General features: G+C 45.6%; 16 protein-coding genes. 10 read left to right on the top strand and 6 right to left on the bottom strand.

Going from position 1 to position 26,472, the window contains the following annotated elements; genetic code table 11:
• Positions 1 to 43 precede the first annotated feature (43 nt).
• The 3 genes from QUB63_RS19615 to QUB63_RS19605 all read right to left on the bottom strand — a co-directional run bounded on the left by QUB63_RS19615 (position 44) and on the right by QUB63_RS19605 (position 3,464).
• A complete protein-coding gene (locus QUB63_RS19615) occupies positions 44 to 1,054 on the bottom strand; it encodes a glycosyltransferase family 2 protein (RefSeq protein WP_332946945.1) in 1,011 nt (336 codons plus the stop codon).
• Between the two features lie 245 nt (positions 1,055 to 1,299).
• On the bottom strand, positions 1,300 to 1,911 hold the full coding sequence (locus tag QUB63_RS19610) for an acyltransferase (protein WP_332946944.1): 612 nt from the start codon (positions 1,909 to 1,911) through the stop codon (positions 1,300 to 1,302).
• A 635-nt stretch (positions 1,912 to 2,546) separates the two neighbouring features.
• Positions 2,547 to 3,464, bottom strand: a complete 918-nt coding sequence (locus QUB63_RS19605) for a histone deacetylase family protein (RefSeq protein WP_332946943.1) — start codon at positions 3,462 to 3,464, stop codon at positions 2,547 to 2,549.
• Between the two features lie 77 nt (positions 3,465 to 3,541).
• Between QUB63_RS19605 and QUB63_RS19600 the strand changes: the two genes are divergently transcribed.
• The 4 genes from QUB63_RS19600 (at position 3,542) to QUB63_RS19585 (ending at position 12,802) form a co-directional block, all read left to right on the top strand.
• Entirely contained in the window at positions 3,542 to 4,048 is a 507-nt protein-coding gene (locus QUB63_RS19600; RefSeq protein WP_332946942.1) for a hypothetical protein, read from the top strand.
• Positions 4,049 to 4,799: 751 nt separating this feature from the next.
• On the top strand, positions 4,800 to 9,515 hold the full coding sequence (locus tag QUB63_RS19595) for a response regulator (RefSeq protein ID WP_332946941.1): 4,716 nt from the start codon (positions 4,800 to 4,802) through the stop codon (positions 9,513 to 9,515).
• Positions 9,481 to 11,514, top strand: coding sequence for an adenylate/guanylate cyclase domain-containing protein (locus tag QUB63_RS19590; protein WP_332946940.1), 2,034 nt, complete (start codon positions 9,481 to 9,483; stop codon positions 11,512 to 11,514). Before QUB63_RS19595 ends, QUB63_RS19590 begins: the two co-directional genes overlap by 35 nt.
• A 397-nt stretch (positions 11,515 to 11,911) precedes the next feature.
• Complete coding sequence (locus QUB63_RS19585; RefSeq protein WP_332946939.1) at positions 11,912 to 12,802, top strand: alpha/beta fold hydrolase; 891 nt, start codon at positions 11,912 to 11,914, stop codon at positions 12,800 to 12,802.
• A gap of 456 nt (positions 12,803 to 13,258) precedes the next feature.
• On the opposite strand, the gene QUB63_RS19580 is transcribed toward QUB63_RS19585, so the two are convergent.
• On the bottom strand, positions 13,259 to 14,140 hold the full coding sequence (locus QUB63_RS19580) for a Cof-type HAD-IIB family hydrolase (protein ID WP_332946938.1): 882 nt from the start codon (positions 14,138 to 14,140) through the stop codon (positions 13,259 to 13,261).
• Between the two features lie 373 nt (positions 14,141 to 14,513).
• On the opposite strand from QUB63_RS19580, the gene QUB63_RS19575 reads away from it, so the two are divergent.
• From QUB63_RS19575 to QUB63_RS19555, 5 genes are all read left to right on the top strand, one after another.
• Positions 14,514 to 20,027, top strand: a complete 5,514-nt coding sequence (locus QUB63_RS19575; protein ID WP_332946937.1) for a trifunctional serine/threonine-protein kinase/ATP-binding protein/sensor histidine kinase — start codon at positions 14,514 to 14,516, stop codon at positions 20,025 to 20,027.
• Positions 20,028 to 20,074: 47 nt separating this feature from the next.
• Positions 20,075 to 21,487 carry an adenylate/guanylate cyclase domain-containing protein gene (locus QUB63_RS19570; protein ID WP_332946936.1) on the top strand — a complete coding sequence of 471 codons (1,413 nt, stop codon included), beginning with the start codon at positions 20,075 to 20,077 and terminating at the stop codon, positions 21,485 to 21,487.
• 156 nt (positions 21,488 to 21,643) lie between these two features.
• Complete coding sequence (locus QUB63_RS19565; RefSeq protein ID WP_332946935.1) at positions 21,644 to 22,855, top strand: acyltransferase family protein; 1,212 nt, start codon at positions 21,644 to 21,646, stop codon at positions 22,853 to 22,855.
• Positions 22,856 to 23,022: 167 nt separating this feature from the next.
• Positions 23,023 to 24,033, top strand: a complete 1,011-nt coding sequence (locus QUB63_RS19560; protein ID WP_332946934.1) for a hypothetical protein — start codon at positions 23,023 to 23,025, stop codon at positions 24,031 to 24,033.
• Between the two features lie 47 nt (positions 24,034 to 24,080).
• Positions 24,081 to 24,317, top strand: coding sequence for a DUF433 domain-containing protein (locus tag QUB63_RS19555; protein ID WP_332946933.1), 237 nt, complete (start codon positions 24,081 to 24,083; stop codon positions 24,315 to 24,317).
• Here the strand turns inward: QUB63_RS19555 and QUB63_RS19550 are convergent.
• A complete protein-coding gene (locus QUB63_RS19550) occupies positions 24,253 to 24,447 on the bottom strand; it encodes a hypothetical protein (RefSeq protein ID WP_332946932.1) in 195 nt (64 codons plus the stop codon). The two genes, QUB63_RS19555 and QUB63_RS19550, sit on opposite strands and share 65 nt — an antisense overlap.
• 71 nt (positions 24,448 to 24,518) lie before the next feature.
• Here QUB63_RS19550 and clpP point away from each other — a divergent pair, with 71 nt between their 5' ends.
• Positions 24,519 to 25,127, top strand: coding sequence for an ATP-dependent Clp endopeptidase proteolytic subunit ClpP (gene clpP, locus QUB63_RS19545; RefSeq protein ID WP_332946931.1), 609 nt, complete (start codon positions 24,519 to 24,521; stop codon positions 25,125 to 25,127).
• A 296-nt stretch (positions 25,128 to 25,423) separates the two neighbouring features.
• Here clpP and QUB63_RS19540 read toward each other — a convergent pair whose 3' ends face one another.
• On the bottom strand, positions 25,424 to 26,404 hold the full coding sequence (locus tag QUB63_RS19540; RefSeq protein WP_332946930.1) for a hypothetical protein: 981 nt from the start codon (positions 26,402 to 26,404) through the stop codon (positions 25,424 to 25,426).
• Positions 26,405 to 26,472: the final 68 nt, after the last annotated feature.

Below are 26,472 nucleotides of genomic sequence, written 5' to 3'. Positions count from 1 at the left end.
ATTAACCGGGTTTCTCAGGCTTTGATTTATTTACAAACACCATTTAAAAGTTTTTGGAATCTTCAATCTTACCTCCCTTAAAAAATACACTATTCATGACAAAATCGGTGAGCATTTTTGGCGGGTCGCCGTCCGGCTTACCTTGAAGTAGGCGGCGGAACCTCCATGCAGCAAAGCCCGAAGCCCAGGATAAATCAGTTAACGCTGTGTAAACCAAGCCGTAGTTTTTGATAAAGTACCTGCGCCGGGAATCAAACCAATAATGTGGCAGTCGCTTAGGGGGCTTTTTGGTGTCAGTAACACCTGAGCTTTGACCTACTAGGTGAACCACGCGACTTTCAGGTACATACCAGCAACTCCAGCCGGCTTTGTTAGCTTGCAGACAAAAGTCCATTTCTTCGCAGTACATGAAATAAGCTTCATCGATCAAGCCTATCTTTTCAAATACTTCGCGACGGACGATCATGCTGGCTCCAGCCACCCAATCAGTTTGACTGATTTCTTGGGAAATAGGAGGCGCTGCGACCCAGTTTGCCAATAACTTTGATATAAAGCCCGTCCGCCAACCAAAATCTAGTTCGGTCAAGAGATTGTGAAACCGAAAAGCTGACTGCTGGGGGGTACCGTCGGGGTCTTCCAAGCGGCTGCCGGCAATGCCTGCGTCGGGATGAGTGTCCATGAAATCGACGAGGGCTTTTAATGCACCGGGGCGAACTACGGTGTCTGGGTTGAGCAGCAGGATGTAAGGGGGGGGATTGGTGGATTCCAGGGCGGGACGGATCAGGGCGTTGTTGCCGAAGGCAAATCCGCCGTTGCGGTCTAGGGGTACGAAGGATGCCCATTGGCTCCAGCCTTCTGACGCTATAGCGGCTGCTATTTGTTCGCTAGAATTGTCGCCGGATGCGTTGTCGGCAACTGCAACTCGCATACCGGGGAGCGATTGCACTTCGGTAACTAGAGAGCGCAAGCAGTCAATTGTCAAACTAGAGGTTCGGTAGTTAACAATGACAACCAGCAGTGGATACGGGTGATTGGGCTCGCTGGCATTGGACATAGGTGCGGTTGTTGGTTTAACAACTTTTTAGCTCAAGTTGTACCGATTTGGCAAGCGGGCGCGATCGCCATTTGAGGCATTGCCTACTTTTTTGATAGTTTGGACATATTTTACAAAAGCGGCCACTCTTTTTAAGCTCTTCTGTTGAAAAGCCTGCTTTACTGCCAAGAAAAACCCCAAAAATGCCCAAAAAATATTCACAAAAAAGATTGTGTATATAAGGGTTTGAGTATTGTTGGATATGTCTATGTATTTCTATAGAAGTGTGACAATCGCACTTGTGTAAGCTGGGGTTCCATTTCGGGGTCGTAGGCACCTTCACGACTGTTAATTAAATTGGCCCACGGTAGGCTTTGAGTTTCAGTTTGCCATTTTTCCACCAAGTCTGCGACGCGTCCGATGGGTTTAGCGGGAACACCGGCAACGATATCGCCTTCTGCGACATCTTTGGTGACGACGGCACCAGCGGCGACGATCGCATTGGGGCCGATGGTGACGTTGCGGAGGACGATCGAGTTGTAGCCGATAAATACGTTGTCACGGATGTCTATTTTGCCCACAGCATCTAGTTTGACGTTGTAGGCTTGATTGAGCATGGCGACGGCTCCGTCGTGGCAGATCAGGGTACAGGTGGAAAAGTGGACGTTGTTGCCGATGCGGACGTAGGAGGGGTCTGTAAACAGCGTGCTTGGCAGGATCGTGCAATTTTCGCCGATCGAGTACAGGTTGCCGTGAAGGCGAAGAAATTCGGTGTATTCCTCGGAACTCGGATCGCAGAATTTGACGTAGAGGCCTCGCAACTTGCCGTAGCGCATAGCAAAGTGGCGAAGGATTTTCTGAAAGGTTGATTTAATCATTATTTTCCTGAGCCTAGGTAGATTTAAGAATATTGGCAGACATACTAACCGCTGTTGTGGCAGGAGGTAGAGCTGACAAGATGACAGCGTTGACACCAATGTTCGTGTCATCTCCGAAAGTGATGCTGCCGATAATTTTACCACCATTGCTCAGCGATTGATTCGATCGCCCAGTTGAGGCTCTTCTGGGCCGCGATCGAGAGTGCAATTGCCCAAGCTTACGTATTGGCGGATCGTGCAGTCGCCGCCAACTAATAACAGTGAACGATCCTCGCGCCTTGATGTTCTGCAACTAGGTAGCGGCCGAGTTTAACAGTGTCGGGCAAGTCTCTGGTGTAGGTGTTGCGACTCTCTAGCTGCTGTTGCTGGCGATCGTCGCCAGCACTCTATTAGACATCGACCGAAACTAGGTTTTTGCTTGAGCAGGACAATGGTTTCAGATTTTTTGCGAGATGTCTCTTGTTAAACTGAGCGTTTTTTATGCTAAAGACAACTCTAATTAAATTCCTACTGACATCTGGCCGATCGCCGTAGGATAGCCTTGGTTTTTTTCTATTTTTTAACCCGTTTCTGAGTGAAACAAACATGATTATTTGATGATTTTATAGCCGTATTTACTTGTGCAGGGTTCGGGCTTAAAGTCGATATTGCCTGTAGGCTTGACTTGCGGCTCGGTGCAGCAGCGAATGCCGGTAAACTAACCCTTTCGTGTCATCGGAATAGCCGCCGCCAATCACGCAGGCAACGGGATAGCCGCGGACCAAACACGCCATCAAAACTTGCATTTCCCTGCGAAATAAGCCCGTATCAGTTAAAGCTAATTTTCCCAGTTTGTCCCCCTGATGGGGGTCTACTCCGGCCTCGTACAAAACTAAATCTGGCTTGACATTTGAGAGCAAATCTGGTAAGAATTTATCTAATGTTTGTAAATATTCGTCGTCCTCCATACCCACAGGCAAAGGTACATCTAAATCGCTCTTTTGTTTAGTGCCGGGAAAATTAACTTCGCAGTGCATCGAGAAAGTAAAAACGCTGCTGTCATCTTGGAAAATTACGGCGGTTCCGTCTCCTTGGTGCACGTCTAAATCGACAATTAAAACTTTGCGAACTAAACCAATTTTTTGCAAGACGCGACAGGCGATCGCCAAATCATTAAAAATACAAAAACCCGACCCATAATTGGGGAAAGCGTGATGAGTTCCGCCCGCAGTATTGCAAGCCAAACCGCAGTCTAAAGCGAGCTTGGCAGTTAGTACCGTCCCTGCAACCGCAGTGCAAGTGCGGTTAGCCAGGGCCCGACTCCAAGGCAGACCAATTCGCCGCATCGCTTTGGCATCGAGCGTCCCGTTGCAGTAAGCTTGAACGTAGCGGTGGTCGTGGACTAATTCAATCCATTCTTGAGGGGGAAGCTCGGGAGCGTGAAATTGCGATTTATCTGCTACCCCCTCCGCGAGCAGCATCTGGTAAAGCATCCGAAACTTTGCCATCGGGAAGCGGTGATCCGGCGGCAGGGGTGCAACGTAATCTTCGTGGTAGATAATTGGTAAGTCCATGCCGATTATTGTAGAACGATTGAATCTCCCATTGAAAGCCTGCAATCTCAAATTTAAATTCGCTGGAGAACCTGTATATGCAACTAAAAACAGTCTGGCAGTCCGGCAGCAACGACCCCGAAAATGCTGACAAATTCGAGCTGATCAGTCAGTGGTGGCGAAACCTCAACGGCAAAGAAATTAGCTGGGTAGAGCGACTGATTCCGCAAATCGGCGGTCTGAGCGAAATTCACTGGCACCCCCAGCGTTTTGACGAAGCATTTGTGATACTCAATCCCGCAATTCGCGAGGATACTCTCTATTGGTACACACCCGATTCTCCTGTCGAACGCAACACCACAGTTCAAAAACTAGAACTCGACAACCTCCAACAGCAATTGTACATCTATCCTCAGTTGGAATCAGAACTGGTAATTCGCATAGGGATTCCCGAAGTTAAATATCAAACACTTGAATTGAACAATCCCGAAATCGCCTTGGGGGAAGATAATACTCTGCTGCTGTGGGAGGCTGACCAAGAACTTGAAATTAAAATCTCCCTCAGCAATGAAAATATTGCTAAACTTAAGGAATTGCTGGCCTAGAAAAGACCGAGAAAAGAGTTGATACGGCAGGCATTGGGTGCGGGCGAGTCGATCTATACTCTTAGTTGCCTATAAATATCTTAAGGCTGACGCGCGGGTGCGTCGAAACTGAGTTTTTTCACAGCAATACTTCGTTGCAGCCTGGCCAAGAGTAAAAAACCCGGTTTCTTGGCGTCGGGGTGCGATCGCGCCTGTATCTATGCTAAAACCCTTGGAAGGTGGCAGCAAAATGTCAGGAAGCTGCCGTCATCCTCCTGCGACTGTTAACCCTAAAGTCAACCAAAAAAACTGTCTCGGGCGCATCAACCGGGTTTGATGTACGAAAATACTTCTAGTGGGCCCTTGAACAGAGTTAAAAAACTAAGGTTTGAAGGTCTGGAGTGCCTAAGTCATGATTTTTTTTAGGAAAACTTAATATTTTCAGCGAATAATGGGATTTGTTTTTGCGATAAAATATGGAAAATTCCGGTTAATTGGAGTTGCTAATTGAAGACAAGTAACCCTAAAAAATAACAAGAAAAGGTGCGTCATTCAATGGATTAATATTTTCATATTTTTATTTTTTGTAAGATAAAAATTTTACCGGCTTGTTTTTTGACAATAACTCCTCGCTTAATTAAATCATTAGACATCTTGCAGAAATATTTTATTTAGAGGCCAACCGCTCCTTAACGCAGATGCTTTTCAAGATATGAGAGCGAATGCAAGCAATCTTGTCTATTAATCGGCTGCTAACACTAGACAATGAAAAATGGCAAAACAAAAAATAGCGATCGACAAAGAAAGTATTCACATTTTAATTATTGATGACCAGCCCAATAACCTCCGGTTTATATCAAATATCTTGACGAAAGAAGGGTATAAAGTTCAGCGGGCGATTTCGGGAGAAATGGTGGTTAATGCTAAATTAACCGTTCTCCCCGACTTGATTTTGCTAGATATTGCCATGCCCAGAATGAACGGCTACGAAGTCTGCGAAAGACTGAAAGCTAACGAAAAGACTCGGGAGATTCCGGTGATTTTTTTGAGCGTTTTTAATGAAACTTTTCACAAAGTCAAAGCTTTTGAAGTCGGCGGTGTTGACTACATTTCTAAGCCTTTTCAAGTGGAAGAAGTTTTAGCGCGCATCGAAAGTCAATTGACTATACAGCAGCTATCGAAACAATTAAAACAGCAGAATGTCCAACTGCAACGAGAGGTAGAATTTCGCAAGCTAACAGAACAAGAACTCCGGGAAAGCAAAGCGCGTTTGCAGAAATTGGCGGTCAATATACCGGGAGTTATTTATCAATTAGTTAAAAGTTTAGAGGGAAGTTCTAAATTTGAATATATCAGTTATGCTTGTCGGGAGATTTACGAATTAGAGAGTGAGGAGATATTAAATAATGCTGAGTTGGTCTGCGCTCAAAATCATCCAGATGACCGACAATATGTGGTAGAAAAAATTGCAGACAGCGCTCGAACTTTAGAACCTTTTGCTCTGGAATGGCGGATTGTTACGCCGTCGGGTAAACTCAAATGGCTGCAATCGAATTCTCGACCCGAAATGCGCGATAATGGCGATATTGTTTGGTATGGCGTACTTTTTGATATCAGCGACCGCAAGCAAGCAGAAATAGAAACGGCCGCAGCTAAATCTGCTTTAGAACGGCAAGTTCAGCGAGAATTGCTGATTGCAAAAATTACTCAAGAAATTCGATCGAGCTTGCAGCCAGAACAAATATTTCAAACAGCCGCAACTCAAATCGGTCAGGCATTCTGCGCCAATCGCTGTTTGATTCATACTTATGTTACTACCCCCCAAGTCGATATTCCTGTGGCGGCCGAGTATCTCGAACCCGGGTACGAATCTCTTCGGAACGTACCCGTTCCAATTTGGGGCAATCCTCACGTCGTACAAATGATGATACAAGATATGGCGATCGCCTCTAACAATGTTTACTCAGACCCTCTTTTGCAAGCTGTTCAACCGATTTGTCGCTTGATTGGGTTGAAATCGATGCTGGCAATTCGCACTTCCTACCAAGGCAGGGCAAACGGCGCTATCGGCTTGCACCAGTGCGATCGCTATCGGGAATGGACGAAAGATGAAATCGACTTGTTAGAATCTGTGGCGGCTCAAGTAGGGATTGCGATCGCTCAAGCTAAACTGATTGAGCGAGAAAAAAACCGGCTCGGGCAGCTCGATCGGCAAAATAAAGTGCTGCAAGCAGAAATTCGCACCCGCATCCTCGCCGAGCAAGCTCTGCAAGAATCTGAAACCGAATTGCGGACTATTTTTGCTGCCATGACTGACACAGTTTTAGTGAGAAACGCAGAAGGGCGCTGCATCAAAATTGCCCCGACAGCAGCGGTCAATTTGGTGAAACCTCCCAGCGAAATGATTAACAGAACCGCCCACGAAGTCTTGCCGGAACCTGTGGCAGATTTGGTATTAAATGCCATCCAACAGGTTCTCAAAACGAAGCAAAGCATCAATGTTGAATATAGCTTTACAGTCGGAGAGCGCGAAGTTTGGCTCGACGCTAAAGTTTCTGTGCTTTCAGCAGAATCAGTGATTATCGTAGCGCGAGATATTACCGATCGCAAACAAACAGAATCTGCACTCCGAGAAAGCCAGCACTTCATTCAGACGATCGCCGATTCCAATCCCAACCTATTGTACGTTTACGATTTAATTGAACAGCGGAATGTCTACAGCAACCGCCAAATGGCGGCGATGCTCGGCTACAACGCCGGAGAAATACAAGATATGGGTACAGCAATGATGCCAACTCTGATGCACCCCGAGGATGTGTCGCCTTTCGTTGAACACATCAAAAAGTTCGATCGAGCCAACGGCGGCGACATCATCGAATTTCAATACCGGATGAGGCACAGAAACGGCGAATGGCGGTGGATGCACAGTTGGGATACCGTATTTCTCAGAACAAATGACGGTAAACCCAAACAACTTCTCGGCACGGCTAATGATATCACAGACCGCAAAAAGGCAGAAGAAAAACTGCTAGCGTCGCAGCAAAGAATCTCATTTTTATTGCAGCAAACGCCGATCGCAGTCATCGAGTTAAACCTGAATTTAGAAATTATCACTTGGAATCCGGCGGCGGAAGCTATTTTTGGCTACAGCGAGCAAGAAGCGAAAGGGAGAGTCGCCGCCGATTTGATCGTACCTGAAAGCTACCGCTCCTGTGCATCTGAGATTTTCAATCGCGGCTTGAGTGCCTCATGTGGCGAGACTTCCGAAAATCTGACCAAAGACGGCAGAATTATCATCTGCGAGTGGTACAATACTCAGCTAATTGACGAAAACGGCAAAGCGATCGGTACGGCTTCAATGGCTGTAGATATTACCGAACGCAAGCAAGCAGAAACCGAACTGCAAGAAAGTGCTTTGCGCCAAAGAGCGATCGCCCGCATCATTGAAAGAATGCGCCAGACTTTAGATATCCGAGACATTTTTCAGGCCACAACCCGAGAATTGCGCCAAACCATGAAGTGCGATCGAGTCGCCCTTTACCGTTTCAATCCTGACTGGAGCGGCGAATTTGTAGCCGAATCCGCTGACAGCAAATGGGTTTCCTTCATCCAAGCGCAACAAATAGACGGCAACTTCACAGAAAGCGCTTTAGAAAGCGAAAAGTGCCTCGTCCAAAAATTCGATAGCACCTCACAAGAAGTACGGGATACCTATTTGCAAGAAACCGAAGGCGGAGCTTACAGCCGAGGTACAACTTATCTTTGTGTCCCAGACATTTACAAGCAAGGATTCCACCCTTGTTACATCCAATTGCTAGAAAGATTTCAAGCCAAATCCTACATTACTGTGCCAATTTTCTGCGGCGAACAGCTCTGGGGATTGCTAGCATCCTATCAAAATTCAGCTCCCCGCCAGTGGAGCGAAGCTGAAATCAATGTTGCAGTTCATGTAGGCACTCAGCTAGGAGTAGCATTGCAGCAAGCCGAATTGCTCGCCCGCACTCAAAGGCAGTCAATGGAACTGATTAAATCCAAAGAAAACGCCGAAGTTGCCAACCGCGCCAAAAGCCAATTTCTCGCTTCCATGAGCCACGAACTCCGCACGCCTCTCAACGCCATTCTCGGTTTTTCCCAAGTCATGGCTCGCAACATTTCTATCACCGCAGAACAAAAAGAATACATAGAAATTATCAACCGCAGCGGCGAACATTTGCTGGAACTAATCAATGATGTTTTGTCAATGTCCAAAATAGAAGCAGGTCAAATTACCATCAATGAAAGCCGCTTCAACCTCCACAACATTCTCAACAGCCTCAAAGAAATGCTGCAACTAAAAGCCAACTCCAAAGGTTTGCACCTAGTCTTTGAAAATATCGGCGATTTGCCGCAGTACATTCAAACAGACGAAGCTAAATTGCGGCAAGTTTTAATTAACCTGCTCGGCAATGCGATTAAATTTACTCAACAGGGAACCGTTACCTTGCGAGTCAGCAGCCAAGCAGAAACCAACGCCACAGAAGAAAAAAAAGCCCAATTGCTTTTTGAAATTGCCGACACGGGGCCCGGCATTTCTCCCTCGGAAATCTCCACATTATTCCAGCCATTCGTACAAACCGAAACAGGTCGAAAATCAATGCAGGGAACCGGTCTAGGATTGCCGATCAGCCAACAGTTTGTCAAGATTATGGGAGGCGATATTTCTGTTGAAAGTCAACTCTGTCAAGGCACAACTTTTACCTTTAATATCCAGGTTAAATTAGTAACAGAAAGTGACGGACAAGAAAAATCGGCGGCTAAACAAGTTATTGCTTTAGAAGCCGGACAGCCAACTTATCGGATATTAATAGTTGAAGATGTAGCGGAAAATCGCCAACTGCTGCTTAAGCTCCTCGCACCGCTGGGATTTGAAGTCCGCGAAGCAACTAACGGTGAAGAAGGAATTGCTTTGCACTCAACTTGGAAGCCGCACCTGATCTTAATGGATATGCTGATGCCTGTGATGGACGGGTACGAAGCGACAAGACACATCAAGCAAACTCCTGAAGGTAAAGAAACAATCATTATTGCCCTGACTGCTAGTGCTTTTGACGAGCAGCGCCAGATAATTTTGTCGGCTGGTTGTAACGATTTGATTTGTAAACCGTTTCGGGAAGAGGTACTATTTGAAAAGATAGCCCATCACCTGAACCTGCGGTATATTTATGAGGAAGAAAACTCATCTACTTCTGGCTCGGCACCGAGACAGCTTCAAAGTTTGACCACGGAGGATTTGAGTGTAATGCCCACAGACTGGGTGGTCGATTTGTACCGAGCAGCACTTTGCGTTGACGACAATCGCATTCTCGAACTCATCGAGCAAATTCCCGAAACAGAGGCAAATCTCGCTAACGCTTTAACAGATTTAGTCGATAATTTTCGGATAGATATCATTATTGATTTAACTCAATTATATTATGATGAACGACCATCCATTACCAGGGACTCCTAGAGACATTCTGATCGTTGACGATATGCCGGACAACTTGCGACTTTTATCCACTATGCTCGCATCCCACGGGTATCAAGTCAGGAAGGCTATTAACGGACAACTGGCTCTGCAAGCGGCACAAATGTCTCCTCCCGATCTAATTTTACTAGATATTAATATGCCGAAAATGAACGGCTATGAAGTTTGTCAGCAGTTAAAAATAAGTGAAAATACTAAAGATATTCCGGTGATTTTTATTAGTGCGCTAGATGACGTGCTGGAAAAAGTTAAAGCTTTTCAAGTAGGAGGAGTAGATTATATTACTAAGCCGTTTCAAGTAGAAGAAGTTTTGGCCCGCGTCGAAAACCAACTTTCCCTTCGTTCGCTGCAATCCAAACTGCAACAGCAAGCCCGGGAATTGCACGATCGCAATTCGAGATTGCAGGAAGAAATCGCCGAACGGCAGCGGGCTGAAGAATCAATCCGGTTTTTGCTGGAAACTACGCGGGCGATCGGCGAAGCTGTAGACTTTCACTCAGCTTTAGAAGTAATTCTGCGCCAAGTAGGCGAAACAATCGGATGGGATGTAGGAGAAGCTTGGATTCCCGATGCAGAGGGAACTGTGCTGCAATCTGCCCGGGGCTGGTATGCCAGCAACGCCAGCATGGAATCGTTCCGCACCCAAAGCGAACAACTGACATTTGCCATGAATATCGGGCTGCCGGGACGAGTTTGGGCATCCAAGGAACCGGAATGGGTAGAAGATATTTCCAGGGGCTACCCTCATTTTTTCCGAAGTCAGATAGCACTAGAACTCGGATTCAAAGCGGGTTTTGGCGTACCGATTTTGGTAGGCGATGAAGTATTGGCAGTGCTAGTTTTCTTTAAAATTTCGCCTTGTCGGAAAGACGCGCGATTTATAGACGTTTTTAATGCTGTCGGCACTCAATTAGGTTCTTTGATTCAGCGGAAACAAGCAGAACAATTGCTGCGGATTGCTGAAGAAAGATATCACAGCATTGTCGAAAATGCGATGGAAGGCATTTTTCAAAGCACGCCTTCAGGAGGCTATCTCAGCGCTAATCCAGCTTTGGCAAAGTTGTACGGTTACGAATCCCCAGAAGCACTGATGTCCGAGATTAAAAATATTGCTCAGCAACTGTACGTTGACCCGGAACGCCGCCTCGAATTTGTGGCGGCTATGGATGCAGAAAATGCCGTTTCGGGGTTTGAATCTATGGTATGCCGCAAAGACGGGCGCCGGATTTGGGTGTCAGAGAATGTCCGGGCTGTTCGGGATGCAAAAGGTGAGCTGATGTATTATGAGGGTACTGTTTCTGACATTACAGAGCGCAAATTAGCGCAAGAAGAGCTGAAAATTCAACAGGAACAAAGCGAGAAGTTGCTGTTAAACATTTTACCGAAACCAATAGCAGAACGTTTGAAAGCTGAGCAAACTACAATTGCTGACAATTTTGGGGAAGTAAGTGTTTTATTTGCTGATATTGTTGGCTTTACTGAGCTGTCGGCGAGAATGTCTCCGACGGAGTTGGTAAAGCGATTGAACGTGATTTTTTCGCACTTCGACCAGTTAGCTGAAAAGTACGGTGTGGAAAAAATTAAGACGATTGGTGATGCTTATATGGTGGTTGGGGGTTTGCCTACACCGAGAGATGACCACGCCGAGGCGATCGCCCAAATGGCCTTGGGAATGCAGGCAAAAATAGCAAAGTTGTCCGCCGAGACAGGGGAAAAACTGGCAATTCGCATCGGCATCAATTCCGGGCCGGTGGTGGCGGGAGTGATTGGTGTGAGCAAGTTTACGTATGATTTGTGGGGAGATACGGTGAATGTGGCGGCGAGGATGGAAGTTACGGGATTTGCAGGCAGCATTCAAGTTACTGATGTTACTTATGAGCTTTTGAAAGATAAGTATTTGTTTGAGAGGCGTGGCGTGATTCCGGTAAAAGGTAAGGGGGATATGATGACTTATTGGTTGGTTGAAAAAATAGTCAGTTGACAGTTGACAGTTGACAGTTGACAGTTGACAGTGGACAGTTGACAGTTGTCCTTGGGAATTGGGAATGGAAAATTGGTAATTGGGAATAATGTTCTTGTGGGATGGGCTTCTAGCCCTCGTCATTACCCACATTTTTCATTTTTCGTTTACCTGCTAGCCCGCCGTAGGTTCAAACCTAGGGCTAATAGCTCGCATTCCGTTAAAACTGACTAAAAGAACCAGAAACTTAGTCGGTTTTAACCGACTTACGCTATTAGTCAGGGACTGAAGTCCCTGGCGGGATAACGGCGCAGTGAGGGTTTCACCAGATGTGGGTAATGACAAGGCTCCTAACCCGCCCCTAAAGAGATGGTGCTGCTATGATGAAATAAGTTAACGAAAATTTACATTTAGAGCCGTGACTGCACAACAGCTAGTATCTGCAACCAGCTTTGAAAAACTAATTTGGACTTGGAAAGGTCACAAAATCCAATATACCGTCCAAGGAAGCGGCCGCCCTCTGATCTTGATTCACGGATTTGGGGCTTCGATCGGACATTGGCGGCAAAATATCCCCGCACTCGCAGCCGGCGGCTACCGCGTATTTGCGCTGGACTTGCTGGGATTCGGGGCTTCCGCAAAACCGGCCCTCGATTACACCCTGGAATTGTGGGAAGAATTGCTGACAGATTTCTGGGCAGATTTGGTACAGGAACCGGCGGTATTTGTCGGAAATTCGATCGGCGCTTTGCTGAGTTTGATGGTAGTCGCCAACCATCCAGAAATATCAGCCGGCGGGGTTTTAATCAACTGTGCCGGCGGGCTCAACCACCGACCAGACGAACTGAATTTCCCGCTGCGAGTAGTGATGGGGACTTTTACTAAATTAGTTCGATCGCCCATCATCGGCCCGTTTGTATTCAACAACATCCGCCAAAAACACCGCATCCGCAACACCCTGCGCCAAGTCTACAGCAACGGCGAAGCCATCACCGACGAACTCGTAGAACTCCTCCACGCCCCCTCCTGCGAGCCCGGAGCTCAACAAGTATTTGCCTCCATTCTCACAGCCCCAGCAGGCCCTCAACCGTCAGAATTGCTGCCAAAAGTCGATCGTCCGTTATTGGTACTTTGGGGCGCAGACGACCCCTGGACGCCGATCGCCGGCAGCCAGATTTACCAAGAATTGGCCGCCAGCGGTAAAGCCGTGAAATTTGTGTCAATTCCCAACACAGGCCACTGTCCCCACGACGAGCGGCCGGGTGAGGTCAATCATCTGATTTTGGACTGGATGCTGCAATTGAAATAAAATTTTTCTGGTGAATGCAAGGAAAGCGCGATCGAGCAAAACCCTTGCATTGCAAAGGTTATGCCTCGCTCAACCGCACCGGAATCCGGTATGCGGCCGACTCAAAAAAAAACTTTTGTAAAAAGTATTGACACATTCGGCCGAGTCAGCTATATTGATGGACGTGTGAGGAGCGAACCAGAGAAAGCACCGAGACGAAACACGGCCAGTCGTCGGTGCTTTTTCTGTGGAAAGGCATTTTTAAGAGTTTTCAATTATCTACAATTCGCATCCAAAATATCTGCAAACGGGCCCCTTCAATTCTTCTTCCTTCGCGTTCTTCGCGTCTTCGCGGTTCGTTAAATAAATACTCTTAGGTTCGATCGTTCGGACTTCAGTCCTCTGAATTTATGAGGACTGAAGTCCGAACGATCGAACCAGAGATAACAGGCTTTCGGGCCTGTTCCACAAATAATATCAGCTCGCGCCCAAAACAAATTGTTCGATCGCCGCCGCCACCCCATCTTCCTCCACATCCGGCGCCACCCAATTAGCACCAGCCTTCACGCCATCAGGAGCATTCCCCATCGCCACGCCCACACCCGCGTAGGAAATCATTTCGACATCGTTAAAATTGTCGCCGATCGCCATCACATTCGCCGCCTGCAAACCCAAAATTTCCTCCGCTAAATACTGCACCGCAGCTCCCTTATTCGCCAAAGGATGCGTCGCTTCAAAAAAAGTAGCAACAGATCGAGTCAAATAAAGCTCCGCAGGCGTGTAGCGCTCCCGCATACTGATGAGCAAGCCGTCGAGTACCACCGGATTCTTGCACAAAGCCAAGACTTTCGTCGGTTCCCCCGGAATATCTCGCCGCAAATCTTTAATTACATTTGGTTCAATGCCCGATCGTTCGGCATAAATTCGGGTAGCTGCGGTAATTTCCGGCACGTAAAGTTTATCGTCAATGTAGAAATGGATCGATAGGAGCGATCGCAAATCCGGTGCTTCAAAATGCTCTAACAGTTGCAAAGCCGTTTGTTTCGACAGCGGCAAGTGTCGCAGCCGCTTTTGAGTAGCCGGATCTTGAATCCAGGCACCCTGATAGCAAATGAGCGGCAAAGTTGAGCCGATGTCCGAGTGAAAACGCAAAGCAGACTGGTACATCCTGCCCGTAGCTACAGCCACTTTCACTCCCCGCGACTCGGCTGCCAAAATTGCCCGCTTGACTGGTTCTCGGATGTCATTTGACAAACCTGCGATCGTGCCGTCGATATCCACTACCAGTAGTTTAATGTCTGCGGTGCCAAATGCGCGATCGGTCGCAGTAGCTGGATTTGAGGCAGTTATATTCTGCATGATTGTTTTTTGATTTTAGCTGTTGATTTGCACGCACCAGTTTATTTTGACACTGCCGGGATAGCAAAGTGTCCCTTCTGATTTTTTGAATACTAGAATATAGATCGGTGAGTAAACGAAAAAACATATCGAGAATCAGCCTGTAAAGGCGACTTTATCTAAGATATATAATAGCCGCCAGTGTACTGCCGTAAAAACCGCCCTCGACCTGCGATCTGTATTTTTACTTAAAATTACCATGTTAAAAAAAAGCAACAGCAGCCAATATGTCAACCATTCTGTCATCATTCATTCCCACTTCTTCAATTCTTTAATCTAAAATTTAAAATCTCAAATCGTATAACCCTACTTTTAAAGCCAGCCCCCAAACAGCATGATTAACATTCCAGGATACCGCATTGACGAAGAAGTTTATACAAACCCTCACACAGTTATTTATCGAGGAATGCAGCTTGAGGAACAAAAACCCGTTATCCTCAAAACTCTCACGCCAACCTACCCTACACCTGCGCAAATAGCCCAACTCCTGCACGAATATGAAATCCTTAAAAATGTGAATTGCCCAGGAATAGTCAAGCTTTACAAACTCGAAAAATACAATCACTTTCCTGTTTTAATTTTAGAAGATTTTGGCGGTATTTCCCTCAAAGAATTTCTCGGCAACAACCAGCTAGAGTTACAACAATTTCTGCAAATTGGCATAAAACTAGCAGAAACTCTCGGCCAACTCCAGGAACACCACATCATCCACAAAGATATTAAACCCAGCAATATTATTGTCAATATCGAGACGGGGGATGTCAAAATTGCTGATTTTGCGATCGCCTCCCTGCTACCAGGCGAAAACCCCGCCCTGGGTCATCCCAATTTACTCGAAGGAACCCTCGCCTATATGTCTCCCGAACAAACGGGGCGCATGAATCGGGCGATCGACTACCGCACCGATTTTTATTCTTTAGGCGTCACTTTTTATGAAATGCTCTGCGGCGAATTGCCTTTTAATGCCACAGATCCGATGGAATTAGTGCACTGCCATATTGCTAAAACGCCCGTTTCTCCTGGCGAGAATAGAAAGCAGAAAGTACAAGGCAGAATCAATCAAACAGAAAGCGACGAGATTCCTCAAGCCGTTTCCGATATCGTGATGAAACTATTAGCAAAAACCGCCGAGGATAGGTATCAAAGTGCTTTCGGAATTTTGTACGACTTAGAACAATGTCTCGGTCAACTGCAAACAACAGGCAAAATTTCTCACATCACCATCGGCGAGCAAGATCGATCGAGTCACCTGCAAATTTCCCAAAAAATTTACGGGCGAGAAGCCGAAGTTAATCTGCTTCTCAATACCTTCGATCGCATGAAGCGGGGCCATACAGAAATCCTACTCATTTCCGGTTCTGCCGGCCTGGGAAAATCGTGGCTAGTCTATGAAATTCACCAACCCATCGTGCGGGAAAACGGGTATTTTATTGACAGCAAATTTGAGCAATTCAAGCGCGATATTCCCTACGCTTTTTTGCTCCAAGCTTTTCAAGACTTGTTGCGGCAAATCCTCACAGAAACAGCCGTCCAAGTCCAAGTTTGGAGACAAAAAATCTTAAATGCCCTCGGCGGCAACTGCCAAGTAATTATTGAAGTTCTTCCCGAAGTAGAACTGATTGTCGGGCCGCAGCCCCCAGTGCCAGATTTAGGAGCAAATGAATCTCAAAATCGCTTTAATTTACTCTTTCAAAAATTTATCCGCGTCTTTACTCAAAAAGCACACCCGCTGGTAATTTTCCTCGACGACTTGCAGTGGGTCGATTCAGCATCGCTCAAGTTAATCCAACTGCTAGCAACTGACCTCGAAAGTCAATACTTGTTAATAATTGGAGCGTATCGAGAGCAGGAAGTAGATGCAAATCATCCCCTAATGCTGACGGCAGAAGCAATTAAGAAATCAGGCGGGACTGTAAGTGCGATCGCCCTTTCACCTTTAGAGATTAACAGCGTCAATCAATTCGTGGCGGATACTCTGAACTGCGCACCAGAAAAATCGCTGCCTTTAGCAGAATTGCTCTTTCAAAAGACCGGAGGAAATCCATTTTTTCTAACTCAATTGCTGAAGTCTCTTTACTCGCAAAAATTGCTACAATTTAAATTTGTAGCCTTGGAAAAATCGGTCGATCGAGCAGAGCCTCACCTTTCTGACTTGGCCCAACAAATCCCTGAGCAATCTGTAAAAAAATGCCAAATCACAGGCGAGTGGCAGTGGGATATCGAGCAAATACAAGAAATAGGAATAACTGACAATGTTGTAGAATTAATGATAGACAACATTCAGAAACTTTCCGATAATACGCAGGAACTGCTCAAATTAGCTGCTTGTATCGGCAACAAATTTGATTTAGGAATTCTCTCAAAAATCGGCGAAAAACCTCTGACTTCCGCAGCAACATACCTCTGGGAGGCACTTCAGTCCGGTCTGATTTTGCCCGTGAATAACGCCTACAAAATTCCGATCGCACTAGCAGCAAGCACAGGCTTAACAGACCAAATATCTAGAGACGTTACAGATGAATTGTCCCTACCAGTTGCTGATGTTGCTAGCGCGACTTATAAATTTTTGCACGAGCGAGTTCAGCAAGCAGCTTATGCTTTAATATCCGAATCTCAGAAACAAGAAACCCATCTCAAAATCGGCAGAGTCCTGCTGCAAAACGCGCCTCCAGAGCAATTAGAAAACCATATTTTTGATGTAGTCAACCAACTAAATGCAGCCCAACCAATCATCAGCAGCGAATTAGAAAAACTTCATTTATGCCAATTAAATTTAATTGCGGGGCGCAAAGCAAAAGCCAGCGCAGCTTACGAACTCGCTGTCAAATATTTAACCGTAGGTATTGAATTGCTTCCCCCGGAAAGTTGGCAAACTGACTACGACTTGACTCTTGCACTCTACGAATCAGCCGCAGAAGCAGCTTACCTGAATACCGAGTTTGAACCAATGGAAAAATGGGCAGAAATTGTCCTGCAACACGCAACCAATGAACTAGACAAAATCAAAATTTTTGAAATCAGAATCACAGCTTGCGCGATGCAAACCCAACTGCAAGAAGCCGTAAAAATTGGTCGGGAAGCACTAACAATGTTAGGAATAAACTTTCCCGAATCGCCAACTCCCTTCCACATTCAGCAAGCACTGGCCCAAACCGCAGCTTATTTAAGCGGAAAAAAGATAGAAGACTTAATTAACTTGCCGGTGATGTCAAATCCGCGCAAATTAGCAACTATGCGCGTGCTTTCCAGTATGTTTTCAGCTACCTTGATAGTTAAACCAGTGCTGCTGCCGCTGATTGTATGCGAGCAAGTTCATTTATCTATCAACTACGGAAATTCAGCTTTTTCTGCCTTCGGTTATGCTAATTACGGAGCAATTTTAAAAGGAATAATTAGAGATATTGAATCGGGCGATCGTTTCGGTCAATTAGCTTTAAATTTGATCGAGCGACTAAATGCTTTAGAATTCAAAAGCAAAACGCTTAATTTAGTAGCATTCATTTTGATGCACGGCAAGCATCACGTTAAAGACACTTTACCGCTGTTAGAGGAAGCCTATCAAAGCGCGCTCGAAAATGGTGATTTAGAATGTGTCGGATATTCTGCTGTAAATATTTGTCAGTCTTTGTATTTCATCGGTCAAGAATTGCCGCAACTGGAACGAAAAATGGTAAATTACAACCATCTGCTGTTTCAACTCAAGCAAGAAACGGTATTGAGTTGGAATCAAATATATCGGCAAACTGTTTTGGAATTGATGGGAAAAATGGCAAGCCCCGACATTTTATTAGGTGAAGCTTACAGCGAAGAAAAATTGTTGCCGCTGCTGTTAAAAGCTAACGATCGGGTGGGACTCCAAAATTTTTATTTGCAAAAATTAATAGTAGCCTATTTATTTGGCAATGTCGAGCTAGCGCTAGCAAATGCAGCGCAAGCCGAAGTTTATTTAGACGGAGTTGCGGGCTTTATTAATGTTCCTGAATACCATTTTTACGATTCTCTCGCCCGACTAGCAGCATATCCATCTGCAACAAAGGAGGAACAAGAAGAGCATCTTTTTTACGCAACCAGCAACCTAAAAAAAATGCAAAAAAAAGCGCTTTCTGCCCCGATGAACCTTCAGCACAAGTGCGACTTAATCGCGGCAGAAAAAGCGCGAGTATTGGGCAATATTGTGAGAGCAATGGAATATTACGACTGTGCAATTGCCGGAGCACAAGCAAACGGATACATACAGGTACAAGCACTCGCAGCAGAATTGGCAGGAGCATTTTATCTATCCATAGGACGAGAAAAAATTGCGAAAACTTACTTGACAGAAGCGCGTTATTGCTATCAGCGCTGGGGAGCAAAAGCAAAAGCAGCGCATTTAGAATCAAAATACTCAAAATTGCTAACTTCTGCCTCGATTTCAACTAATATCGAAACTCACAAATCTACGAGCAGCGCTTGCACTACGAGCGGCAGTGCAGGCGTGCTAGACTTGACAACAGCAGTCAAAGCATCGCAAACCTTAGCCGGCGAAATAGTTCTAGACAAACTGCTGGCAAAAATGATGAAAATTGTTATTGAAAATGCTGGGGGACAAAGAGGCTTTTTAATACTAGAAAAATCCGGTCAATGGGTGATTGAAGCATCAGGCTGTGTAGATGTCGATCGCGTTGCTGTCATGCAATCAATTCCCATAGATTTTTTAGATGAGGATGGAGAAGTAACTTTGCTGTCAGTTGCAGTCGTCAACTACGTCGCCCGCACCCAGGAAAGTATAGTTTTAAACGATGCCGCCCGCGAAGGACAATTTACTCGCGTACCTTATATAATTGCCGTTCAACCTAAATCAATTCTTTGCACTCCGTTAATCCATCAAGGCAAACTCAGCGGCATTATATATTTAGAAAACAATCTGACTGCGGGCGCTTTTACGCCAGACAGGTTAGAAATATTAAAACTGCTGTCTTCTCAAATTTCAATCTCGATCGAAAACGCCCAACTTTACACCAACTTGCAGCAATTTAATCAGAATCTCGAAATGTTAGTACAGCAGCGTACCTCCGAATTGTCCCAAACTTTAGAAGACCTAAAATCGGCTCAAAATAAACTGGTTGAAGCGGAAAAAATGGCTGCCCTCGGAGGGTTGGTTGCAGGTGTTGCTCACGAAATCAATACTCCCATCGGCATCGGTATCACCGCCGCCTCCCTGCTGGCTGAAAAAGTAACAAAATTTTTTGAGCTTTACAGCAAGGGCCAAATTAAACGCTCGGAGTTAGAAAAGTTCCTGGATACTGCCCTGCAAAGCAGTAATATGATCTTATCCAACCTCACGCGGGCGGCCGACTTGATTCACAGTTTTAAAGAAGTGGCTGTAGATCAGTCGAGCGAATTAAAACGCACGTTTAACGTGAAAAACTATCTAGAGGAGATTTTGACATCTTTAAGCGCCAAACTAAGAAGAACTAAACACAAAATAGAGATTAAGTGCGATGAAAATATTGTACTGGACAGTTACCCGGGCGTGCTGTGTCAAATTGTGACAAATCTCGTGTTGAATTCCCTAATTCACGCTTACGATGGAGAAGACGAGGGCATTCTGGCGTTTGATATCAAGCTAGAGGGATCTCGGCTAATATTTGAATATGCTGATAACGGCAAAGGAATTACCCCAGAAAATCTCAGTAAAATTTTTGAACCATTTTTTACCACGAAAAGAGGTCAGGGCGGCACCGGATTGGGACTGCACATTATTTACAACCTGGTCACGCAAAAGCTCCAAGGCACAATTCACTGCGAAAGTCAAGTAGAGAAAGGAACAAAATTTATGATTGAATTTCCCGCTAAAATTAGCAATTAGTTATTCTACCGACTGTTTTAATATACTTTTATTTAGGAGAGCGATAAATGTCAGAAGCTAGTAAAAATCTGTTCGCTGCGGGCGAGGACGAATTAATCGCGGCGGGCGACGATGAATTAATATTTGCCGCAGAAGACGAGGCACAAGAAAAGCCGATAGAAGCCTGTTGGAAAATATTAATTGTAGACGATGAAATAGAAATTCACAATATTACAAAACTCGCCTTAAATGATTTTACATTTGAAAACAAACCCATCGCATTTATCAGCGCTTACTCAGGCAAAGAAGCCAAAGAAATCATCCAAGCCCATCCAGATATAGCATTGATTTTACTCGATGTAGTTATGGAAACAGAAGAGGCAGGCTTGGAAGTAGTAAAATACATCCGCGATATTTTAGACAATCAAGTAGTGCGGGTTATTTTGCGCACCGGACAGCCGGGACAAGTGCCAGAAGATGTAGTAATTGTCAGCTACGATATTAACGATTACAAAACTAAAACAGAACTGACAAACAAAAAGTTATTTACCACAGTAGTAACAGCATTGAGAGCATTTCGCGCCCTGACTCAAATCGAAGCCAGCAAAAGCGAACTCGAAAAAATTGCAACAGCTTCTGCGCGCTTTGTCCCCCGCGAATTTTTAAGATTTCTCAAGATAGAAAGTATTGTTGATGCTAGATTGGGAGACTCTGTACAGGCGGAAATGACGATTATGTTTGCCGACATTCGCTCATTTACAAGTTTGTCAGAAAGTATGTCTCCCCGAGAAAATTTTGAATTTCTCAACTCTTACTTAAGCCGAGTTGGCCCAGTTATCCGCCAGTACAACGGTTTTATAGATAAATACATTGGTGACGGGATTATGGCTTTGTTTCCTAACAGTGCTGAAGATGCTGTGCAAGCCGCAATTGAGATGCAGCAGCAAGTTAAAATTTATAACAGACACAGGCAAAATAGCGGCTATCAACCTATTTCGATCGGGATTGGCTTGCATACGGGAACTTTAATGTTGGGTACTATTGGTGAAGCGGAACGGATGGAAAGTACGGTAATTTCTGATGCGGTGAATTTAGCGGCCAGGGTGGAAGGATTGACAAAGCTTTACGGAGTTGGTATTGTAGCTAGCGTCCAAACTCTTTGCCGAATCGACGACCCCCAACATTACAAGTGCCGATTTCTCGATCGCGTTCAAGTCAAAGGAAAACAAACACCTGTTGCTGTCTTTGAAATTTACGACGGCGACTCGGATCTCACGATCGAACTAAAAGCACAAACCCAAACTTATTTTGAACAGGGAATTTTTTTTCATTACCAGCAGCAATTCGCGCAAGCAAGGCAAATGTTTCTGCGCGTCTTGCAAGTCAACAAGTATGATAAGGCAGCATTGTTTTATGCTGAACGCTGCGATATGTTGATGAAGAATGCACTGATTATGACTTTGGAAGGAATTGAAATTTAGCTAATTGGTAATTTGGTAATGGGTAATGGGTAATGGGTAGTTAGTTTTTCCTTCTTCCTTCTTTCTGATTCCATATTCACGCTTGACTTTTTCCCTCAATATCCATCCGTTACATCCGTTAAATCCGTTAAATAATCCGTTGCCGAACTTCTCCCCATGCGCTTAAAATCCCTTGATGTTTTTCGCGGAATTGCGATCGCCTCGATGATTCTAGTCAACAACCCCGGCAGTTGGAAACAGGTGTATCCGCCGCTAGATCACGCCGAATGGCACGGTTGCACCCCGACAGACTTGGTATTTCCGTTTTTTCTGTTCATCGTTGGCTGCGCGATGTCCTTTTCGCTGTCTAAATATACTGAAAATTATCAAAAAATAGGAACAGAAGCATCGGAAATTTCCGCAACACAGGAACAAACAACAAGAAAACAAAAACTTTCTTCTTTCTCGTCTCTTCCTGAAAATATTTACTGGCGAATTGCGCGCCGCGCGGCGATTTTGTTTGTATTAGGATTGTTGTTAAATACTTCTTCGATCGCCCTTGACGTACTTCTCAACAGCGCCCCGGTCGCAAACTTCGGTAAAATCCGCATCATGGGAGTATTGCAGCGCATCGGCTTAGCTTATTTTATCAGTGCGATCGCCATTCTCAACCTTTCCCCCCGCAATCAAAAACTGCTCGCTGTTGCGGTACTTTTGGGCTATTGGGGCGTGTTATCCGTATTTGCTGTAGGGGGGTACAGCGCCTACGAACTGACGCCGGAGGGATATGTAGGTGGATATGTCGATCGGCTAATTCTCGGCAGCCAACACCTGTACAAAGGCGGCCCCTTCGATCCTGAAGGACTGTTGAGCACATTACCAGCCAGCGTGACAGTTTTGATCGGCTACTTTACAGGAGAGTGGCTGCGCGTGCAGCCCATCAAAACCCGCACGAGTTTAAATTTAGTAATTAGTGGATTGTGTTGCTTAGTAATTGGTCATTTGTGGGGATTTTCATTTCCCATCAACAAACAACTGTGGACGAGTTCTTATGTAGTTTTTACTGCTGGTTGGGCGTTGCTATTGCTAGCAGCTTGCTACGAAACAATAGAAGTGCGAAAGTGGAAATGGGGCTGGCCGTTTGAAATCATGGGATTGAATGCAATTTTCCTGTTTGTCGCCTCTGGTATTGTCGCTAGACTTTTGTTAAAAACTCATATCGGCCTTGGTAAAACTGCTCCAACAACTTACACTTGGATTTATGAAAATTGGTTTGTGCCGTGGGCTGGGCCGTTGAATGGTTCTCTGGCTTTTGCCGTGGCTGCGGTATTATTTTGGTGGTTAATTTTGTATGGAATGTACCGCCGAGGTTGGGCGATTAAAATTTGAGTAGTCAGCAATAAGTAAGCCTGCCTAAAAAAATAGAATAACCAGATACCCCAGATACCGGGCTTCTTCAAGAAGTCCGGTATCTAAGAGCTAGTCGGTCTTGACATCCAAAGCCTTTGGCGGTTAACATTTGAAAAAAGTGTTTCAATGTTGGAAGGGAGAGAGCAATGAACGACTTCTTAGATAGCTTGATATGTAGGCAGACATTTGATACGCAAGCTCTGATGAATTCTCACCCACCAAAATTTTACCACGCTAATAAGAAGCTCGTTTATGACATTTGTTGTCCACCTGGATGCACTCATCGGGGTCAATTAGCGTTTTCCCGATGGTACGCAATGCCACTTCCAGAATATCTTTCCCCTCTTGAACATCAGACCGATCTTTCTGAGCAAAAGAGATACTTTGAATACGAGCCATCCCAAGATAGCACTCAGATGGAGTGGTATCTCAATTTCGCTCATCACAATCTTTTTTGTGCTTATGGTGGTTCGCTATTTGCTCAAGATGAAATGCAGGTAGCCGAACATCCAGCACTCAGTTCACTGCGAGAAGCTTTAGTAGATTCCAAGATTAAACCATTAACAGTGGAGAGTCAACAACCCACCCCGATTCTGATTCGTGGGGTTGAACGGAGGTGTGCAATTTCTACCGATCGCAATTCAGAACAGGGGCGACCTTTTGGTCTTTATGGCAACAATTTTGGACGAGCTACATCAGATGCTATAAAACAAGCGACAAAACCTCTAAACCCGCCTACAATCACAAACATCATTGCAATAGAAGCTCCTTCCTATGGCGAGGGTTCTTATAGTATTGCCGAAATTGAATACGTCCTTAAAACAGCGTTCACGGGATTTTCAGCAGCACGAATTGAGTCACAGTTAGAGTTGAATGAAGCACCAAATTTGATTATTCACACAGGCTTCTGGGGATGCGGAGCTTACGGTGGTAATCGTGTCCTGATGGCTCTTTTGCAACTCCTGTCGGCTCGTCTCAGTCAAGTGAATTGTCTAGTATTTCATACGAGTGATGCTATGGGTAGTCAAGATTTGGCAACCGCTCAACAAATAGTCGATCGGGATTTAGTACCTGATAATTCACCCGTTAAAGTTTCAGCTTTGGTAGAAAAGATTCATGCGATGGAATTCCAGTGGGGTTTTAGCGATGGAAACTAACAGGCTATTCGAGCCAAGTGATACCTGGACTGAGGAAGATTGTCTCGATGTCACAACCTTTTCTTTGCAATACGCAGCTACTATCTATCGTTCATAGCGACCCCGACATTTTAGGCGGAACTCCTGTATTTATCGCTACTCGCGTCCCGATGAAGACTCTGCTTGATTATCTCGAAGCTGGTGACTCGCTCAACGAGTTTCTCGACCATTTTCCTAGTGTCAGCCGCGATCGAGCGATCGCACTTCTCGCCACGATCCGATCGCCACATCACAACCTTTATTGATGTCCGGTTCCTCAAGATCGATCGCCCGCACGATCGGATTTCCGATCGCCCGCCCGACACATTTTCCACAAATTAACAGCCAAACCCTGCCAAACTCAAGGATTTTAGCGATTTGTCGATCGCGCGCCACCCCTCCCTAACTATAAATCAACCCAAATCGCTAAAATAAAAAAAAGATACGTACTGAGGCAGGCCCTGTCAATGATCCCAACAGTAATAGAACAATCCGGTCGCGGCGAACGCGCCTTTGACATTTACTCGCGACTCCTGCGCGATCGCATCGTCTTCTTGGGCCAACAGGTGGACTCTGACTTAGCCAACCTGATCGTTGCCCAATTGCTATTTTTAGACGCCGAAGACCCCGAAAAAGACATTTACCTCTATATCAACTCCCCAGGGGGTTCGGTAACAGCAGGTATGGGCATTTTTGACACGATGAACCACATCCGCCCCGACATTTGCACTATTTGTCTGGGTTTGGCCGCCAGCATGGGCGCTTTCCTGCTGAGTGCCGGCGCTAAAGGCAAGCGGATGAGTTTGCCTCACTCCCGGATTATGATCCACCAGCCTCTGGGCGGAGCTCAAGGACAAGCTACCGATATTGAAATTCAGGCGAAAGAGATTTTGTATCACAAACAGCGCCTGAATGGATTTTTGGCAGATCATACCGGTCAGCCGCTTTCCCGCATTGAAGAAGATACCGAACGGGATTTCTTCATGTCCGCTGAAGAAGCAAAGGACTATGGTTTAGTCGATCAAGTGATCGATCGCCGCCCTTCTGCCAGCCGCCCGATCGCCGCTGTGGCGTAAATTAAACGTTAAAAATCAACAATGGGGAAATCTTCTTCATTGTTGATTTTTAATTTTTAACGTTCAAAAGTAGCTCTTTAATGGATAAACGGGTGGCGAGAAACCGGGTTTTTTACTCGAATCTTTGGTTCTCAACCTTAATCTCTGTAAAAAACCCGGTTTCTTTAATCCTGGAGCAACGGGTGGCGAGAAACCGGGTTTTTTACCCTAATCTTTGGTTCTCAACCTTAATCTCTGTAAAAAACCCGGTTTCTTTAATCTAATAGCCTCCAGCGCCTTGTTTAGTTGCCGAATTCCTAGGGTAAAGATTCCAGATATTGCAGGAAATCGAGCAATTCTTCTGGCTTTAATAAATGCCGCGCTTCTTTGCCATAATAAGCTTGTTTGAGATAATCTCTTCCTTGGTTGGGAGTCCAGCCCAACCGCTTGATTTCCTCAGTGGTTCTGCTGTAGATTTCTAGATATTCTAGGAAATCTGCCAATTGTTCGCTAGAAAGTTCTCTCTGGGACGATTTGCCATAGAGTTGTTCGAGACAGTCGGTTTCCGTTTTTTTATTCCATCGCTGGCGTTTGAGGATGCCGTCTATTTGGGCGATCGTATCAGAATCATCCTCGATCGCATCGCTGGGAATTCCCACCGCGATCGGTTGCAATTGGCGGACTTCGGCCGCACCCTGCGACAGTTCGCGATCGCTAGTATTCGGCACCGACAGTTCCTCCATCGGTTCGCCGTAGCTGGAAGACAGCCAAGCGTCCGAGTCTAACTGTTTTGGTACAAATCCAGGAACTTGGGCCCGATCGACTGTTGGCGGTAGCGGTTCCGGTACAGGTGCGATCGGCTCTTGATTTAATTTCGCTTCTGTATTGACAAAATTGCTTTGCTGTGATATGGCAATTTTGTCGGCAACAGGCATTTCTAAAACAGGAAGAGGAGCCAGGGCTGGCCCAACCGGAGGCGGAGCAACGGGAACAGCAGCAGCAGCAACCGGAGCCGGAGCAACGGGAACGGGAACAGCAGCAGCCGGAGGCGGAGCAACGGGAACAGCAGCAACCGGAGCCGGAGCAGCAACCGGAGCATCAAATGCGAGGACAGCTATCGCTCGCGATCGGGCGCGGTCTTCAGCATCCTCAACAGACTCAGCAGCCGACATACCAGTAGCAAGAGTTTTGCCGTCAACCTGAACCAGACAGCGAACCACAAACTTACCGTGATGAATAGTCAGCAACTCACAGATTAACTGTCCAGCAGGATAAAGGGCGCGAAATTGAGCAAGCATAATTTTTTTACCCCGAAACCAGAAGGGGCTGATGACTTAAGTTTAGTACAACGAGAGAGAAAACTATT

The sequence above is a fragment of the Microcoleus sp. ARI1-B5 genome, from assembly GCF_036705795.1.
Classification (GTDB): domain Bacteria; phylum Cyanobacteriota; class Cyanobacteriia; order Cyanobacteriales; family Microcoleaceae; genus Microcoleus.
The sequence above is the reverse complement of the archived record's forward strand: the minus strand, read 5'-3'. Positions and strand labels throughout refer to the sequence as shown.

Coding starts and splice junctions, on each gene's coding strand:
- QUB63_RS19615 (WP_332946945.1), bottom strand. CDS start 1,054: ATGTCCAATGCCAGCGAGCCCAATCACCCGTATCCACTGCTGGTTGTC.
- QUB63_RS19610 (WP_332946944.1), bottom strand. CDS start 1,911: ATGATTAAATCAACCTTTCAGAAAATCCTTCGCCACTTTGCTATGCGC.
- QUB63_RS19605 (WP_332946943.1), bottom strand. CDS start 3,464: ATGGACTTACCAATTATCTACCACGAAGATTACGTTGCACCCCTGCCG.
- QUB63_RS19600 (WP_332946942.1), top strand. CDS start 3,542: ATGCAACTAAAAACAGTCTGGCAGTCCGGCAGCAACGACCCCGAAAAT.
- QUB63_RS19595 (WP_332946941.1), top strand. CDS start 4,800: ATGGCAAAACAAAAAATAGCGATCGACAAAGAAAGTATTCACATTTTA.
- QUB63_RS19590 (WP_332946940.1), top strand. CDS start 9,481: ATGATGAACGACCATCCATTACCAGGGACTCCTAGAGACATTCTGATC.
- QUB63_RS19580 (WP_332946938.1), bottom strand. CDS start 14,140: ATGCAGAATATAACTGCCTCAAATCCAGCTACTGCGACCGATCGCGCA.
- QUB63_RS19575 (WP_332946937.1), top strand. CDS start 14,514: ATGATTAACATTCCAGGATACCGCATTGACGAAGAAGTTTATACAAAC.
- QUB63_RS19570 (WP_332946936.1), top strand. CDS start 20,075: ATGTCAGAAGCTAGTAAAAATCTGTTCGCTGCGGGCGAGGACGAATTA.
- QUB63_RS19565 (WP_332946935.1), top strand. CDS start 21,644: ATGCGCTTAAAATCCCTTGATGTTTTTCGCGGAATTGCGATCGCCTCG.
- QUB63_RS19560 (WP_332946934.1), top strand. CDS start 23,023: ATGAACGACTTCTTAGATAGCTTGATATGTAGGCAGACATTTGATACG.
- QUB63_RS19555 (WP_332946933.1), top strand. CDS start 24,081: ATGTCACAACCTTTTCTTTGCAATACGCAGCTACTATCTATCGTTCAT.
- clpP (WP_332946931.1), top strand. CDS start 24,519: ATGATCCCAACAGTAATAGAACAATCCGGTCGCGGCGAACGCGCCTTT.
- QUB63_RS19540 (WP_332946930.1), bottom strand. CDS start 26,404: ATGCTTGCTCAATTTCGCGCCCTTTATCCTGCTGGACAGTTAATCTGT.